The sequence below is a fragment of the Legionella sp. PC997 genome (genome assembly GCF_014109825.1).
In the GTDB taxonomy this organism is placed as follows: Bacteria; Pseudomonadota; Gammaproteobacteria; order Legionellales; family Legionellaceae; genus Legionella.
Genome location: NZ_CP059576.1, coordinates 971,920 through 986,695, shown reverse-complemented (window position 1 = coordinate 986,695; position 14,776 = coordinate 971,920). Strand labels below are relative to the sequence as shown.

The window sequence follows — 14,776 nt, the reverse complement described above, 5'->3', positions numbered from 1 at the left end:
TAAAAAATAGCAATAATAAGGACTTATAACAAGACACTGAATTTTTGCGTGGTAGGATAAACACACCTTGATTTTGTTTATTACTGAATATCAGTTTCCTTTATATGTTTATACAACATATCCCCACTACCTTTATTTCATCTGCAAACCATAACGTCATGGCTCAAGATTTATTCACAAAGTGGCTTGAAAATGAGCATCATGACACTCATACTTATTTAATAGCACAAAAGATTCAATAGAACAAAAAAACAGAGCTAAAATCTTCTTTGTCGCAGTATTGACGGGGAGTTGTATTTGATAAATACAACACTCCATGGTAGGTTATTTATTTAATGAAACATTTAATCACGGAAAATAACATTAAAACGTATGGCCAGGCTTTAAAGCAAATTCGTTCATTATTAAAACTAGGGAATCCCCATCCCTCAGAAGTAAAATTAATTAAAAATCAGATTCAAGAAAGCTATAAAAGTTTTGCACATATTATTTTTGATAAGTCCTTTTTGAATTGGGGGTTATGGAATAAAAAAGTATATAATGAATACGCTTCCTTAAACTTTGATTTTTCAAAAATATGTACTATCCAGGATATTTATTCTCCTTTACTTCTCTATCATCTGATAAGACCGTTAATCAGGATGCAATTTTTTGATAAAAAACTGCTTGAAATTGGGTGTGGCAATGGAATTGGTTTAAAAGTGAGTTCTCTATTACTAAAAACAAAATATGCTTTAGGTGTTGATTTAACCAAAGAATTAGTTAACCACGCATATCAAAATTTCTACAAAGAAAACACAATTAATTATATTCAATCCGATGCGGAACATTTGCCTTTTGAAAATAACAGTTTTGATATTATAACCAATCTTGAAAGCTCACATCTTTACCCACAAATTGAGCTATTTTTTTCAGAAGTAGAGCGTATTTTGTCGCCTAATGGTTTTTTTTGTTATTCTGACCTTAATATTAAAGGTAAATTACAAGCAAAGAAATTAGACGAATATCTTGAGACAAGTACCACCTTAAGAGTAATTCAAAAGGTAGACATTACGCGGATGGTTCAATCGGCTATTTATCATCGCTTGATTGTAAATGAACAAAAAATATTAGCCTATATTAATTCGATGACCAGTGAGGATGAAGAACTTCAAGATTTCGTTAGTTCCATGGGATTAGCATTTCTTCCCTGGTGGTTTTTTTTGTTTAAAAAAACAAGTCTCCGTCACATTGCAAAAAAAGAACGAAAAAAAACGCTTATTTATGGAAAAAAATATTATTTTTATTATTTGATTCAAAAGGTTAGTCAATGAAAATCATGAATGTTAAGACCATCGAATATGTTTATGGCGAAGAAGAGAAAATCAAGAATATTCTATATAAATCCAGGGAACCTCTGCTCATAAAAATAAAAAACTTTAAAGGTAACTTTAATTTAGATTATTTTGAAAAACACATTCATGCCGATACAACCTATGCTACTTTTGAAAATAACCGTCGTGTGGCGCATCAACCTGCTGATTTTGGAACAATAATAGCTAAAATCAAACAAAATATGCCCTATCGAATCTTTGGGCAAATTCTTACTGAAAAACAATCGGCCGAGATTGAAAAGCATATACCCCTTTGGCAACATATCCCCTTAAGACCAAGATACTTTAATAAGACCTTGAAAGTAATCTATTTTTTTGGTGGCCAAAATACTCATACCTATATGCATTATGACCGAGAGCATTGCAGCAATCTTCATGTATGTTTCAGTGGGAGAAAGAGATTTTTACTCTTTACTCAAGATCAGAGTGAAGCGCTTTATAAACTTCCTTTTGTGAGCGATAGCTTGATCGATTTTAGTCGACCTTTAGAGGAAATTAATCAGCAATATCCCAGATCACAACATGCTGAGGGATACAGGGTTACCCTTGAAAGAGGGGATATGTTATTTATGCCGAGAAATTGTTGGCACTATACTGAATATCTCGAGCCTTCTTCTTCTGCGTGTTATATTTTTTATCCCAAAAAAATCCTACAGATTTATGGGTATTTTACAGGATATTTTTTTCTCGGTTTTAAAGAGCCAACGGGCTTTTTAATTAGTAATTGGCCTATCGTTAAAAAATTTAGCGAGCGCTATGCCTTAGCAAGTGGAGTAAAAAAATATCTAATGAAAATGATAGAGTTCATAATATTCCCAATCATATTACCTATTGTAAGTATCCTTGCGCTCATTGCTCATAAATTAAAGCCACGGCGCGTTTATTAGGGCACAGGATTGGACCTCGATGCATTACGGCTCACTCGACACGTGTCGGAGTATGCTTGGATCTTGAGGAATAGAGGCTAAACTCTTCCTAATTTTTTACCAATTGACAAAATACATTCATCATCGCAATTTGCTCTATATTCGTTGGGGTCGCTTCAAGCAAGAAAGGCGAATAGACAACGATTGCTAAACACTGAGCTCGCGAAATGGCAACGTTGATTCTGTTTTTATCAAAAAGAAAACCAAGTCCTCGAGGCGATTCATTTGCATTACTTGCACACATACTTAAAAAAACGATTGGCGCTTCTTGGCCTTGAAATTTATCAACGCTTCCTACTTTAGCCTGTTCACCAAGTGCATTCTTCAATTTATTGACCTGATGATTATAGGGAGCAACAAAAAGGATATCCTCCCAACTGATTTCTTTTTGTGAGCCATTTTTATCCTGAAAGGTTCTGCCTAATAGTTCCTTGGTTAATAAAACAATTTGTTGGACTTCTTCATCACTCGCTTGGGTATTTCCTTCATGAATGACGGGTACAGGAATAATACCGGCCTCTTTAGTTAACAAGCCCTGATATCCCGGAGGAATTACTATTAATTGGTGCTCATTTCCAGGAGCAGTTTCCAGTTTGCTTTCATAAATCGCATGACTGATAAATTGATTTACTGCAGGATGCATTCTATAAGTTGTGCCCAGAAAAACTCCCATAGAATCTGGAATTGTTGGGGTCGTGTGTAACAAGTACTCTAATATGGATAAACCACTTTCTTCAGGATGACATCCCTGGGAGGGTTGGCCTAACTGCATTTGGTCGCCCATTAATACAATATTGTGGGTTGCACGACTCATCGCAATCAAATTGGCCACACTCACTTGTCCTGCCTCATCAATAAAAAGATAATCAAAAGCACCAGCTAACTCTTCTCTGCTAAACCCCCAAGCTGTAGTACCTACAACACACCCAGGTTTAATGAAATGAACCACCTCTTTATTCTCCAGGACTGCAATATCCGAAGCCTTGATGTTCCCATCGGTATTACGGGTACAAGCAAAATGCCCTTTTATTCCGTTTTTGCGGCAATAATCAGCAGTACTCACTAACAAATTATTGATTGCTTTATGGCTATTGGAGGAGATGCCTACTTTTTTTCCTCTTTGAATAAGCTCGGCGATTAGATGTTTTCCGGTATAGGTTTTTCCAGCTCCTGGAGGACCTTGAAGTGTTAAATAACTATTGTTTAAATTTAAAACGGCCCGAACTAGCTCCTCCAGTCGCTCCTCAGGATGATGACTTGGTGCTATAGCAAGTCCTTGAGGATGATTTTTAATTCGCGGATAAGACCTGTTCAGAAAATCCAATATTGCAGTATGTTCAAGTAAGCCTTGCTCAAATAAAGCCGCCTGTTTGGCAATTGCATCGGGAATCGAATGGGGATCTACGTATTCATTAGGGATCAAAGTAATTGGGTCATCCACTCCATTTTTCATTTGCAGGACAATAATCCCATGCTCCAAATCACTGTCTTTTTCATAATAATTGACAGTGACGGTTTTCCCCTCCTCTGTTTCCTTACCTAAAATAAAATATTGCTGGGCTCCCCCTTTAAACTCCTGTTCTGGATCAAAAAAATACTCATAAGCTAAAGTTCGTGACTTAGGTGTAGGCTTATAAGGAGGTTTAGGGGTTCGTCGACAATAGGCCAAACAATCAATATCATCGAGTAGTTCTTCTCCAGTTAATCCCAGGCGTTCAAACATTCTCCAAAAGACGGGTTTGGCTTCACGTCTATGGAATTCAATTGACCAGGCTAAAATTAAATGGATTTTGGCTAAGGATAAGTTGCCCTCTGCCTTTAAGCGTTCAGCGTTTGCAAGTAATCGATCGCGTAATTGAATACGCTCACCCAACTCTTTTTTGACCTCAAGTTCAACAGGTTCAGTTTTTCCTAAATAACTTATGCCTTGTTCTTGTTGTCGGGCTCTCAACCAATCAACCAACTCTAAAGTGGAATAACAATCATCAATATTATAATCACGAATATCATTTAATATTTTTGAAGTTTGCCAATTTTCTCCATCGGAATTTTCTCGCCACTGTTCGTAAACAACGACTGAATCCCCTCCAGATCCCACTTCCGTATCTCGTTTGCTTCGGTATAAATGCTCTACATTTTTAATTGAATAACGCGGCTCACCGATAATTAGAGAGGCTTTGACGATTTTATATAAATCAACAAATACTTCATTGCGTAAAAGTTGATCCACTTCCTCTTCGCACACGCCGTATCGTCCCATGAGACGACGACATGCGGAAACTTCATAGTTGGCATAATGATAAATATGCATTTGGGGATCTTCTTTCCAGCGCTGAAAAACCCACTTTATAAACGCTTGAAAACTTTCTTTTTCTTGTTCCGAATTATGAGCCCAGAAATCCTTGTACTGGCGTTGACCTTGATCATCAAAATAGGCAACCCCCCAAAGGTATTCCAATCCTCCATCTTCGAGAGGAAATCCTTCGATATCAAAAAATACATCATGTGATGATCCAAAAGGTAAAAGGGCCAAACCTTGTTTGTGGCCGGGGACATGAGGGAGTATTTTATATAGAGGACTATCCTTACCCATACTTTTCTTTTGGATTTTAGCTTGTGCTTGCAAACGTGCAAAACGATCCGGTTTAATTCCTTTGACCCAGGAGCACTCTGCATGAGCTAATGCAGTCATCGTCTTAATACCCGCCGAATACAACTTTTTGATTTGTGCTGCCGTAATGGTGGCAACTTGAATTAAATGATCAGCGTTGATTAATAATTCTTCAGCATACGTGCTCCATCTTCCCCAACTTTTAGATGCAGCAGGATCAGGACATGCAGTAGGATCAAAATTTTGCTGCGCCAATAAAAACTGATGTTTCAAATTCTGGTAATAATAAAAAAAATCTGCCGTACGGAAACGTTTCTGTTCCTTATTCCCTAAAACGACAGTGAGATATTCTGTTCTACAGCCTTGCATGGCTTCAAGCATTTCTGCATAGCAACATAATTGCAACAGAAAACCAGGTTTTACCGAACGGGCAAGTTTGGTATCCAACACCTCATAATTGTACTCACCAAACCGACTTTTTCCTGTAGTTTTTATTAGAAAATCTGCATAACCCTGAAAGGGAAGCAATTGCAAATGAGCCTGATAGATCACCTCGATTCCATCCTTCATCGCTGTTAATGTTGCCTCATATGAATTCGGGTGTTGAAACAGATTCGCAACGGATAATCCTTGCTTTTCAAAAAAAGCCAAGAGCTCTAATTCATGCTGATGACCTAAATATTGCAATACATCAATTAATTTATCGCTCTCATCAGGCGGCGGTAATAAATTAGGATGTACCACGGCAAGATGTTCTATCCAAGATACAAAAGGACTCTCCATAAATTGAGTGAGATCGGAGGGTGAAAAAACTAATTGATTGGAGTGAATGTACATTTCGGCACAATTGAATAAGAGAGTTAACTCAAAAGTATACCAAAACATGAGTCTTGTGAAATGTTAAACTAACTTATTGATTATAAGCACTTTAAAATGTGGCGTAAGCGAATTGAAAATAGTATAAAATCCAGCACTATAACGCGCATTTAAGGACACCCTAGAAAATGATGAATAAAAACGAAAAAATTCCTACTGAAGAAAAAATATCCCCTGAAAATCAAAAAATAATGAACCGCACCATTGGCATCCTAACTACCTCTATAGCAATGTATGCCTTACTTCGCAAAGGCAATTACCGTGCTGCTTTTTTGTTTTATGAGAAAAGTGGCGGAGGTGGATTTAATATTTATAAGGAACTGGAACATGGGAAATTAAAGCGCTGTTTTGCCATTGACTATCATCCGTTTTGGGATAAAAAGGCCAATCAATCGGTATGGAAATTACATTATCATCGGGGTGAAAATGAAAGCCAAATGAAGAAACATAGACCGCATCAGGGAGGGTGGTAACCTACGTCTTGATTTAACTTACTGTTGAGGATAATAAATTTGCACGGGCTCCTTCTTTTTATCTACCACAGCAAAAGAAGTCAACTGATGGGGTTTTGCGGTTGTTTTGTTCATTATATCCCAAACGGTATAATCTCGAATTATTTCAGCATCCCCAATGAGCGAACGATGACACCGCCAAGGGACTGCTTCGGCACACATAATCGCAACTTTATAGTCTTTTATTAAATGATTTAAGGCATCAATTCCTTCAAGAAAATCCTCCGTTTGCATATAATCAGCAAATCCACGAAAACTCGGATTTCGCCATCCAGTATTAATAGAGTTTTTTTCAACCTTACGCAAACCACCTAATTTAGCAATGTGTGTGTACGCAATTTTTTCTTTTCCAAGCGATTTTTCAAATTCTCCTTTATTAAACCATGGAACAGTGCGCGAACGAGGTATTGTTCGCACATCAACAACATGAGTTATTTGATGTGCTTGAATTATTTCAAGAAACTCCTGCAAAGTATGTGTTGAATGACCAATCGTAAAAAGCTCAGGCATAAATCCCTCCCTTAAATTTACATTGCTCTCAAATCCTCAACAGGTTGTTGTTCTAAAGTCTTCGCTCCTACCCAACGTGGAAAAAATGGACGCAGCTTTTTGATAAAATCATAGGCCATCAATAATGCGCCTAAAGCAAATACAACATCTCCAGGAAAGCGTAACCATTGCCATAATAAGGTTGTATTATAAAATTCAAGGCTTCGTGAATGAGCAAAACCATGCTCATACACATCCATCAACTGCGCCCACCCAATAGGAAAGAAATTCAAAACAATCCATAAAACAAGCCCCAGGTTATATAACCAAAAAGCCCAGATTCCTAAACGATCACTCCATGGGTAGCGATCTCCTGCGGCATAACGTAAACAAAAATAAATTAAACCAAGACCCAGCAAACCAAATGCCCCGAATAGTGCCGTATGGGCATGGTTTAAAGTAAGAAAAGTTCCATGCTCATAATAATTTACAAGTGGGGCATTCAGCGTACCGCCACCAAATACTCCTGCGCCCACAAAATTCCAAAAAGAGGCCCCCAAGATATAGACATAGGCCAGATTATAGGTAAACGCACGTTCTCGTTTAATTAATTGACGATGTTCAATGGAATCAATGATAAGAAGAACCAAAGGCAATACTTCAATAAAGGAAAACATTGTTCCTAATGGCACCCACAGATCCGGAGTGCCAGTCCAATACCAGTGATGACCTGTGCCAATAATACCGCCTAAGAATATTAAAATGGTTTCAAAATACATTGTTCGTTCCGCTAAAGCACGAGATACAAGCCCTGTTCCCATTAAAAGATAAGCCGTAGCACACGCTGCAAAAAACTCAAAAGACTGCTCCACCCAGAGGTGAACCACCCACCAACGCCAGAAGTCCGTGATTGTGAACGATTTTTCAATTCCGGTTAAAGGAATCATGCCAAAACAATACAATACAGCCACATTTATCGTGCTTGCCCAAAAAAGATGCTCTAAACGAATACGACCGGTCCAAAACTCAACCGTAGCAGTTTTTAAGCCATTCCACGTAGGCCACATACCTCGGAACACGATAAAACTCCACAAGAAAAGCCCTAAACAGAATCCAATTTGCCATAATCGACCGAGCTGCAGATAGGATAATCCCTGATTACCTATCCAAAACCAAGATTCATTCACATATCCCATAATTCCCAAGTAATTACCAATGATTGCACCGCCCACAATAAAAAGGGTGACCCAAAAGAGAAGGTCGACTAGCAGACCTTGTCTTTTCGCTTCTTTTTTACTGATAAGCGGTGCCATAAAAACTGCCGCGCTCACCCATGAAAGAGCGATCCAAACAATCGGTGTCTGGATGTGTACATCACGCAAGAAATTAAAAGGTAAAAAATCATTGATATTTATTCCATAAAAACCCGTACGTTCTGCATAATAGTGCGCCATAATTACACCTACAGCGATTTGAATCAGCAAAACCAGTGCCACAATTACAAAATACTGCCCCACCTTGCGCTGACTCGGCGTTAAGGGCTCAAATCCCCAAAATATAGGTGTTTTGAATGCGTCATCAGGCCCACTCAAAAAGCGATGATAAATATAAAGTACTGCGCCAAACCCCAAAAATACGAAACAAAATGATACCCAGGTCCAGAAGAAAGTATTGGGTGTGGGTGTGTTACCCATTGTAGGTTCATAGGGCCAATTATTGGTATAAGAACTGTTTTGTCCTGGTCTATGAGCAATTGTAGTAAGGGAAGAATAAATTAGAAAATCAGCCGTCTGCAGGGCAGTTTGCTGATTCAAGCTGTACGCTTTGGTCCAACCGGTTTCTGGATCATGATTAAGTAGGGTTTGTGAAATTTGATTCCGCAATTGCACTATCGCATCAGCTACTGGCTGCGACAACATACTGATTGGTTGGCTCAAATCTGTCTGTTGTAAATCGCGTTGCATTGCTTGGCGAACGACGTATTGTTCCCCTTCAGCCAGATTCATAAAAGGTTTGCCAAAACGTTGTTGTGCTATTTTATCCTCTGTAATTCGTCCCAGGCTTACTAAATATTTTGCCGTATAATCCTCGCCAAAATAAGAACCCATTCCATAAAGACTTCCATAATCCATAAGGTCTGCACGTTGAAAACCTGCTTTACCCGCGACTATATCCTCTGCAGTCATGACGACCTGTCCCGAAGGGGATTGAAATTGCTGCGGTAAAGGAGGGGCAAGTTGATAGGTTTTATAGGTTCCCCAAATTAATATGATAAAGCAAATAATGGCCGTAATTAAAAGAACCCATTTTAATACGTTTGAGACTTTATCCGAGTTGATGGGTTCAGCGATTGAATTTGAGGATAGATAATCCATTCGACACATTCCTTATGTGAATATAGAGCTCATTTCCTACCATAAAGTTTTGCTCTAGTGCTTCTTTGTTTTAAAAGAGCGAAGTTCACCTAAGTTGAACACCGCAGAAACCGAAATAAGCAGCAGTATACAGCCTATCCCGAGCTAAGCTGATAATTTTATACAAAATTTATCATAAAACAAAGGCTTTCAGTGGATTGATTTTATAAACCGAAGATTATTTTAGTACCCTTTTTTCATCCAGTTTTTTTAATAATAAATGAAAATAAACAAGCCCTGCATAGGGATACCATTTCGCAGTGATTTCCGCTATTTTTTTATAATCTGGCTTCTTATCAAGATGTAACATTTGATATAAATTATTTTGTGCACCCACATCATCACCAGGAAAAATATCGGTTCGTCCCAAACCGCGTAATAAAACATATTCAGCCGTCCAACGTCCTATTCCTTTAAAACGACATAAAAAGCTAAGGACCTCATCATTTGATTTATTTTCCAAAGAACTAAAACTTGATTGATCGTCAACAATGGCCGCTGCGATTTGAATTAGAGTTTCACTTTTATGAGTGCTATAGCCTATTTTTTTAAGTTCAGAAACGGTGCAATTTGCCACTGCATCCGGTCTTGGAAATGCATAAAGGACTCGCTCTTTTTCCTGTAGTCTTATACTTAAGAACTCGGTCAATCGATTTTGAATATGCAATCCAGCGTCTAGAGATATTTGTTGACAGGAAATCGCATTAACCAGTGCTTCAAAAATGGAAGGAAATCGGGGGGGTTTAAGACCTTTAAATTGGCAAACAACAGGTTGTAATTGAGCATCTTGTTGCGTGATTTGATAAAAATGATTTAAATTGCATTTTAGCCCCAGAAGCTTCTCCAGTTCATTACCAATGCGGTTTAAAAATAACTCGGGGTATTCGCTCTCAATAGTGAGTAATAGTTGCGCCTCATTGAGTTCTTGTGTAACAACCACTTTGACAGGCATGTTGTCCATGACTAACAGTCTTGTGTAATGTTGCCCATCCCATAGATCCACATTGTTTTTACTTCTTCTGCGTAAAGCAAAAACAGTATAATCCAATCTAAAAGGCGCAACAGGATGTAAAATCAAAGAGGTGCTCATGCCCAAACCTGCTCTTTCGTTGAAAATATTCATTAATCCTTTTAATACACTAGGCAAATAAAGCTATAATTTCCACTAGAGGATCTGTACTCAACATATTTTAGAGAGGAATGCATGGCTGCTTTTTATGATGATCTTATTTGCTATAAACAACTCCATATAACCCATGATGGGAAGCTCAAATTCTTCCTAGAGAAGCACAGTACCAAAGAAGGAACCTGGGGTAAACTACAAGTTCACGCTGGGGAAATTGATTTTGTTTTCTTAGACGGACATGGAAACGAATTGTCTCGCCAATGCCTAAATGAAAAAAACGCACAAATCATAATCCCCCCTGCTTCTTGGCACAAGATAATACCCATCAGTCCGGTTTTTAATGCCTCTTTAGACTTTTATTGTAAACCCCATCGCTATTTTGATAAAAAATACAAATTAGGTAATGTGCATTCTGATTTATATTATGTTTATACCACCTACTTCCAGCACCAAAACAAATTAAAGATTCTTGATGTAGGTTGTGGTTCAGGAAGAAACCCTCTTTTCTTAGCACTTAAGGGGCATACGGTAACTGGAATGGATCATAATGAAGCGGCTATAGAAAACATTCGTAAGATCGCTCATGATGAAAAAATAGCCACACTTAATCCTGTAGTGCATGATCTCCACCATCCATTAAATCTTGAAAAAGAAGCTTATGATTTAGTCATTGCAACCGTATCCCTACAATTTTTAAATGCGGAACGAATTCCATCTCTTTTGCATGAATTACGAGATGCCACCGTAATGCAAGGATTTCATTTTCTGGTTTTCCCGATTCGGTCAGAGCAATTTGAATTACCCTCATTCTTTACTTACTTGGCCGACCCCGAAGAACTTTATCATGATTATCAAGACTGCGGCTGGTCCATTTTAGAATATAGAGAAACCATCGGGAAACTACATAAGCTTGATGAATCAGGCAAGCCAATTCAGGGTCTCTTTGGTCTTTTGCTGGCGCAAAAAACTTTGTAGCAAATTAAAATTTCAGTGGATGGGGTGTGAACGATTATGAAGGGTTAGACTATCCTTTAATACAAACAATAGGTATAAGCTTGGCGACCTTTTTGGTTAGTCCGGATTCTTGGGCCGAATCAACAACGAAATCAACATTCTTGTAGGCCTCCGGAGCCTCCTCTGCTACGCCCCGATAGGAACTACTGCGAATTAGAATGCCTTGTTGTGCTAATCGATCAATGATTTCACTACCCCTCCATTGCTTGGTGGCTTGATGTCGACTCATGGCACGTCCTGCACCATGACAAGCAGAGCCAAAAGATTTAAGTTCGGCACTTGCTGTTCCCACAAGAACATACGATGAGGTACCCATGCTGCCCCCAATAATTACCGGTTGGCCTACATGGCTTAAAGCTTGGGTTAATTGAGGATTTCCAGGACCAAAAGCTCGAGTGGCTCCTTTGCGATGGACAAATAAACGCATGGTCTTACCATCTACCTCATGCGTTTCCTCCTTACAGGTGTTATGGGATACATCATAGATAAGTTTGATTTGCGTTCCTGGTATCTCATTCTGAAAAACCTCACGCATAAAATGAGTAATAATTTCTCGATTTGCCAGGGCACAATTAATTGCTGAACGCATCGCGCCTAAATAACGTTCACCCATCGGGGAACGAATAGGCGCGCAGGCTAATTCTCGATCAATAAGTTGAATACCATATTGCTGTGCATGAATTAACATGGAACGCAGAAAATCGGTTCCAATTTGATGACCTAATCCGCGAGAACCGCAATGAATACTCACTACTACGTCTCCTTGAGCTAAACCAAATGCAGCAGCGGTTTTTTCACAATATACAGTTCGTACTTCTTGAATTTCTAAATAATGGTTGCCTGAACCTAAAGTACCCATTTCATTTTTTTGTCGTTTTTTGGCTTGTTCTGAAACATGTTCAGGTAACGCCCCTGCTACTCGACCATTATCTTCGATTCGTTCCAAATCTTCACGTTCACCATATCCTTGCTTGACAGCCCAAACAGCCCCACCACGCAGCATATCATCCATTTGCTTCATTGTTAGATTAATCCGGCTTTTACTTCCTACGCCTGCCGGGATATGAGCAAAGAGTGAATCTGCCAATTGTTCCTTATAAGGATCAAATTCTTCCCGTTTAAGACCTGTAGATAAAAGTCGTACCCCACAAGAAATATCAAAACCCACACCCCCAGCAGAAACCACACCGTCATTATCCGGATCAAATGCAGCAACACCTCCAATTGGGAATCCATACCCCCAATGTGCATCAGGCATAGCATAGGAACCACGAACAATGCCTGGCAAAGTTGCTACGTTACTGACTTGTTCATGGACTTTCATATCCATATTAAGGATCAACTCTTCTGAAGCAAAAATAATCCCAGGAACGCGCATCTTCCCATGTTTGGGAATTCGCCATTCAACATCACTTATTTTTTCTAACAGATTTAGATCCATTGGTTCCCTACCTTAATTCCTAAGAGCCTATTGAAATAAATTTAAGTCTTATACATCAACAACACATTGTGCGATCCAAGACTTATTGTCGTGGAACACTTTTAATTCGGTGAACGTAGCACCCTTGACTTCTACTGCGGGTTGATGTCGCTTGATATCCACGGGTTCTCCTGCAATTATAGCAGTTAACTGCAAATCCTTGATGGAAACCTCGAACTGGCTAAAAAGCATGTTATGAACAGCCATGTTATAAATGATGGCATTTAACCAGTCGACAAATAAAATTTCCTGGCTTGGTGCCTCACACGTTATATGCAATGTCTTATTGGGTTGGACCGATTGGGCGTTTGTAATCACATTGGTCAAAGCTAAAGCTCCCATAGCAAACGCCGCAGATAAAGTAGAACCATATCCTCTTACCCCGATATCTGATTCATGAGAAAAATGTTCCCATTTTTTTTTCGCAATCATTAGAATCCTGTTTTATAACTTGAGAAGGACCTGAATTAGTAAAACCCTAGTCCAGGAGAAAAATACCTTAACCTTTAAAATAATGGCCATCCAAGTCTAATATTTCTACTGAAAACATGATATTTAATTGATTTTCTTCCGATCTGAAAAAATCCTTTAATGAATCAAAAATCTCTTTAGCTAGGTTTTTTTTCTTAGCATCTTCTCTCCCAGGGAGTATTTTCAGAGTTAAATGTACAAATGCATTTTCAATTCTTTGATCTCCAATAAAAAATAACGGATGCACCATACATCTGCTCCTACAATTTGATAATTGAGTAGGAAGTTTTTCTGCAAGCAAATGATGTAACTTATCAAATAACTGATTTAAAGGCCGAGTCTTAATATTACTGCTTAATTCCAAAATCAAGTGAGGCATAATAATTAAACTTAAAATGGGTATAGTAAATCATAACGTGGCTTGAGGAGATGTTGCAAAGTAAATCAACTTTCTTGCCTAAAGCATCAACATTGGAACTCTTCTGTAACCTGCAGTTTTTGGTGCAAGGCATGTCGGTTACGGAAACACCGTCTACCTGAAGTAAATGAACACCGCAGAGCTCTATTATGTATATTAGCGCTTTGCATATACGGCTATAGACAGAATTACCATTCCCATCCCTATAGATTGTCCAGTAGTCAAACGTTCACCAAGCAACATCCAGGCAATAAGTACGGTAGCCAAGGGCATCACCGCGGTAGATAATGAGGCCATCACACCATCTACTTTCTGACATCCAAAATTCCAAAAAACATAAAAAAGGCCAGAGCTTAAACCTAAAATGATTAGAATAAGCCAATCTATTGGATGGATCGTTAAGTCACTCCAAGAACTAAAACTTAAACAAAGTATTAATAAAAGGGCATTCATAGCATTGAGTAAAGAAGAAATCAGAAACACTGGCAGAGAATTAGCATGTATTCTGCTTAAAATATAATAGGTCGCTTCGGGCAAAAGAGAAATTAAAACAAGTGCATCTCCAAAAAAAGAATGGTTCGCTTCAATTCCAGCCAGCTTATTGTAAGCAATAATTATTAATCCCAGTGTGGCAAATCCTACACAAATAGTTTTTTTCCCTGAAATTTTTTCACCCAGAATAAGCCAAGACATGATCGCGATGATGGCTGGCAAGGCACTGGTAATAATACCTGCCACATTAGCATCGGTATAATTTAATCCCCATAAGATAAGGAAATTAAACAATATTCCAGCGGAAATTGCCTGAGCCCCAATAAAATACCAATCTCTTAACTTCAACTGAGAAAAATAAAACCTAACCGGTTTGTTTTTCGCGGCTGTAAACCAATGCAAAGGCAATAAAATGAGCGCAGCCAGAGTAAAGCGGAGTGTTAATATAAATACCACGGGAATCGAAGAGAGGACATACTTGGAAAAAACAATATTTATACCCACCATAATTTGCGCCAAAATAAGGAAAAACATACCCTTGAAAAAAGAAGCATTGGATTTGTTCATAATAAAT

General features: G+C 38.4%; 12 protein-coding genes. 4 read left to right on the top strand and 8 right to left on the bottom strand.

Translation table 11 applies throughout. The annotated features are described in order from the left end of the window. Window positions 1–335: 335 nt before the first annotated feature. Complete coding sequence (locus HBNCFIEN_RS04140; RefSeq protein WP_182392821.1) at window positions 336–1,313, top strand: class I SAM-dependent methyltransferase; 978 nt, start codon at window positions 336–338, stop codon at window positions 1,311–1,313. Further along, window positions 1,310–2,260 carry a cupin-like domain-containing protein gene (locus tag HBNCFIEN_RS04135; RefSeq protein WP_182392820.1) on the top strand — a complete coding sequence of 317 codons (951 nt, stop codon included), beginning with the start codon at window positions 1,310–1,312 and terminating at the stop codon, window positions 2,258–2,260. Before HBNCFIEN_RS04140 ends, HBNCFIEN_RS04135 begins: the two co-directional genes overlap by 4 nt. Window positions 2,261–2,348: 88 nt before the next feature. Here HBNCFIEN_RS04135 and HBNCFIEN_RS04130 read toward each other — a convergent pair whose 3' ends face one another. Then, window positions 2,349–5,747, bottom strand: coding sequence for a TM0106 family RecB-like putative nuclease (locus tag HBNCFIEN_RS04130; RefSeq protein WP_182392819.1), 3,399 nt, complete (start codon window positions 5,745–5,747; stop codon window positions 2,349–2,351). 167 nt (window positions 5,748–5,914) lie between these two features. Here HBNCFIEN_RS04130 and HBNCFIEN_RS04125 point away from each other — a divergent pair, with 167 nt between their 5' ends. Next, window positions 5,915–6,259, top strand: a complete 345-nt coding sequence (locus HBNCFIEN_RS04125) for a hypothetical protein (protein WP_182392818.1) — start codon at window positions 5,915–5,917, stop codon at window positions 6,257–6,259. 18 nt (window positions 6,260–6,277) lie between these two features. Here HBNCFIEN_RS04125 and HBNCFIEN_RS04120 read toward each other — a convergent pair whose 3' ends face one another. The 3 genes from HBNCFIEN_RS04120 to HBNCFIEN_RS04110 form a co-directional block, all read right to left on the bottom strand. Then, window positions 6,278–6,808, bottom strand: a complete 531-nt coding sequence (locus tag HBNCFIEN_RS04120; protein ID WP_182392817.1) for a DUF488 family protein — start codon at window positions 6,806–6,808, stop codon at window positions 6,278–6,280. A 17-nt stretch (window positions 6,809–6,825) separates the two neighbouring features. Beyond that, entirely contained in the window at window positions 6,826–9,162 is a 2,337-nt protein-coding gene (locus tag HBNCFIEN_RS04115) for a nitric-oxide reductase large subunit (protein ID WP_182392816.1), read from the bottom strand. A gap of 217 nt (window positions 9,163–9,379) precedes the next feature. Next, a complete protein-coding gene (locus HBNCFIEN_RS04110; protein WP_255464335.1) occupies window positions 9,380–10,324 on the bottom strand; it encodes a DNA-3-methyladenine glycosylase in 945 nt (314 codons plus the stop codon). 81 nt (window positions 10,325–10,405) lie between these two features. Between HBNCFIEN_RS04110 and tehB the strand changes: the two genes are divergently transcribed. Continuing rightward, the gene (gene tehB, locus HBNCFIEN_RS04105) at window positions 10,406–11,302 is read left to right on the top strand and encodes an SAM-dependent methyltransferase TehB (RefSeq protein ID WP_182392815.1); all 897 of its coding nucleotides are present in this window, start codon (window positions 10,406–10,408) and stop codon (window positions 11,300–11,302) included. A 49-nt stretch (window positions 11,303–11,351) separates the two neighbouring features. Here the strand turns inward: tehB and HBNCFIEN_RS04100 are convergent, their stop codons facing one another. The 4 genes from HBNCFIEN_RS04100 to HBNCFIEN_RS04085 all read right to left on the bottom strand — a co-directional run bounded on the left by HBNCFIEN_RS04100 (window position 11,352) and on the right by HBNCFIEN_RS04085 (window position 14,769). Next, window positions 11,352–12,782, bottom strand: coding sequence for an RtcB family protein (locus HBNCFIEN_RS04100; protein ID WP_182392814.1), 1,431 nt, complete (start codon window positions 12,780–12,782; stop codon window positions 11,352–11,354). 48 nt (window positions 12,783–12,830) lie between these two features. Then, on the bottom strand, window positions 12,831–13,253 hold the full coding sequence (locus tag HBNCFIEN_RS04095) for an archease (RefSeq protein ID WP_182392813.1): 423 nt from the start codon (window positions 13,251–13,253) through the stop codon (window positions 12,831–12,833). 67 nt (window positions 13,254–13,320) lie between these two features. Beyond that, on the bottom strand, window positions 13,321–13,671 hold the full coding sequence (locus tag HBNCFIEN_RS04090) for a 5-carboxymethyl-2-hydroxymuconate Delta-isomerase (protein WP_182392812.1): 351 nt from the start codon (window positions 13,669–13,671) through the stop codon (window positions 13,321–13,323). A gap of 195 nt (window positions 13,672–13,866) precedes the next feature. After that, window positions 13,867–14,769: a DMT family transporter gene (locus HBNCFIEN_RS04085; protein ID WP_182392811.1), complete on the bottom strand. Its 903-nt coding sequence runs from the start codon at window positions 14,767–14,769 to the stop codon at window positions 13,867–13,869. Between the last annotated feature and the right edge of the window lie 7 nt (window positions 14,770–14,776).

Bases quoted from the DNA above. Each gene is read 5' to 3' on its own strand.
- HBNCFIEN_RS04140 (WP_182392821.1), top strand. From the start codon at position 336: ATGAAACATTTAATCACGGAAAATAACATTAAAACGTATGGCCAGGCT.
- HBNCFIEN_RS04135 (WP_182392820.1), top strand. From the start codon at position 1,310: ATGAAAATCATGAATGTTAAGACCATCGAATATGTTTATGGCGAAGAA.
- HBNCFIEN_RS04130 (WP_182392819.1), bottom strand. From the start codon at position 5,747: ATGTACATTCACTCCAATCAATTAGTTTTTTCACCCTCCGATCTCACT.
- HBNCFIEN_RS04125 (WP_182392818.1), top strand. From the start codon at position 5,915: ATGATGAATAAAAACGAAAAAATTCCTACTGAAGAAAAAATATCCCCT.
- HBNCFIEN_RS04120 (WP_182392817.1), bottom strand. From the start codon at position 6,808: ATGCCTGAGCTTTTTACGATTGGTCATTCAACACATACTTTGCAGGAG.
- HBNCFIEN_RS04115 (WP_182392816.1), bottom strand. From the start codon at position 9,162: ATGGATTATCTATCCTCAAATTCAATCGCTGAACCCATCAACTCGGAT.
- HBNCFIEN_RS04110 (WP_255464335.1), bottom strand. From the start codon at position 10,324: ATGAATATTTTCAACGAAAGAGCAGGTTTGGGCATGAGCACCTCTTTG.
- tehB (WP_182392815.1), top strand. From the start codon at position 10,406: ATGGCTGCTTTTTATGATGATCTTATTTGCTATAAACAACTCCATATA.
- HBNCFIEN_RS04100 (WP_182392814.1), bottom strand. From the start codon at position 12,782: ATGGATCTAAATCTGTTAGAAAAAATAAGTGATGTTGAATGGCGAATT.
- HBNCFIEN_RS04095 (WP_182392813.1), bottom strand. From the start codon at position 13,253: ATGATTGCGAAAAAAAAATGGGAACATTTTTCTCATGAATCAGATATC.
- HBNCFIEN_RS04090 (WP_182392812.1), bottom strand. From the start codon at position 13,671: ATGCCTCACTTGATTTTGGAATTAAGCAGTAATATTAAGACTCGGCCT.
- HBNCFIEN_RS04085 (WP_182392811.1), bottom strand. From the start codon at position 14,769: ATGAACAAATCCAATGCTTCTTTTTTCAAGGGTATGTTTTTCCTTATT.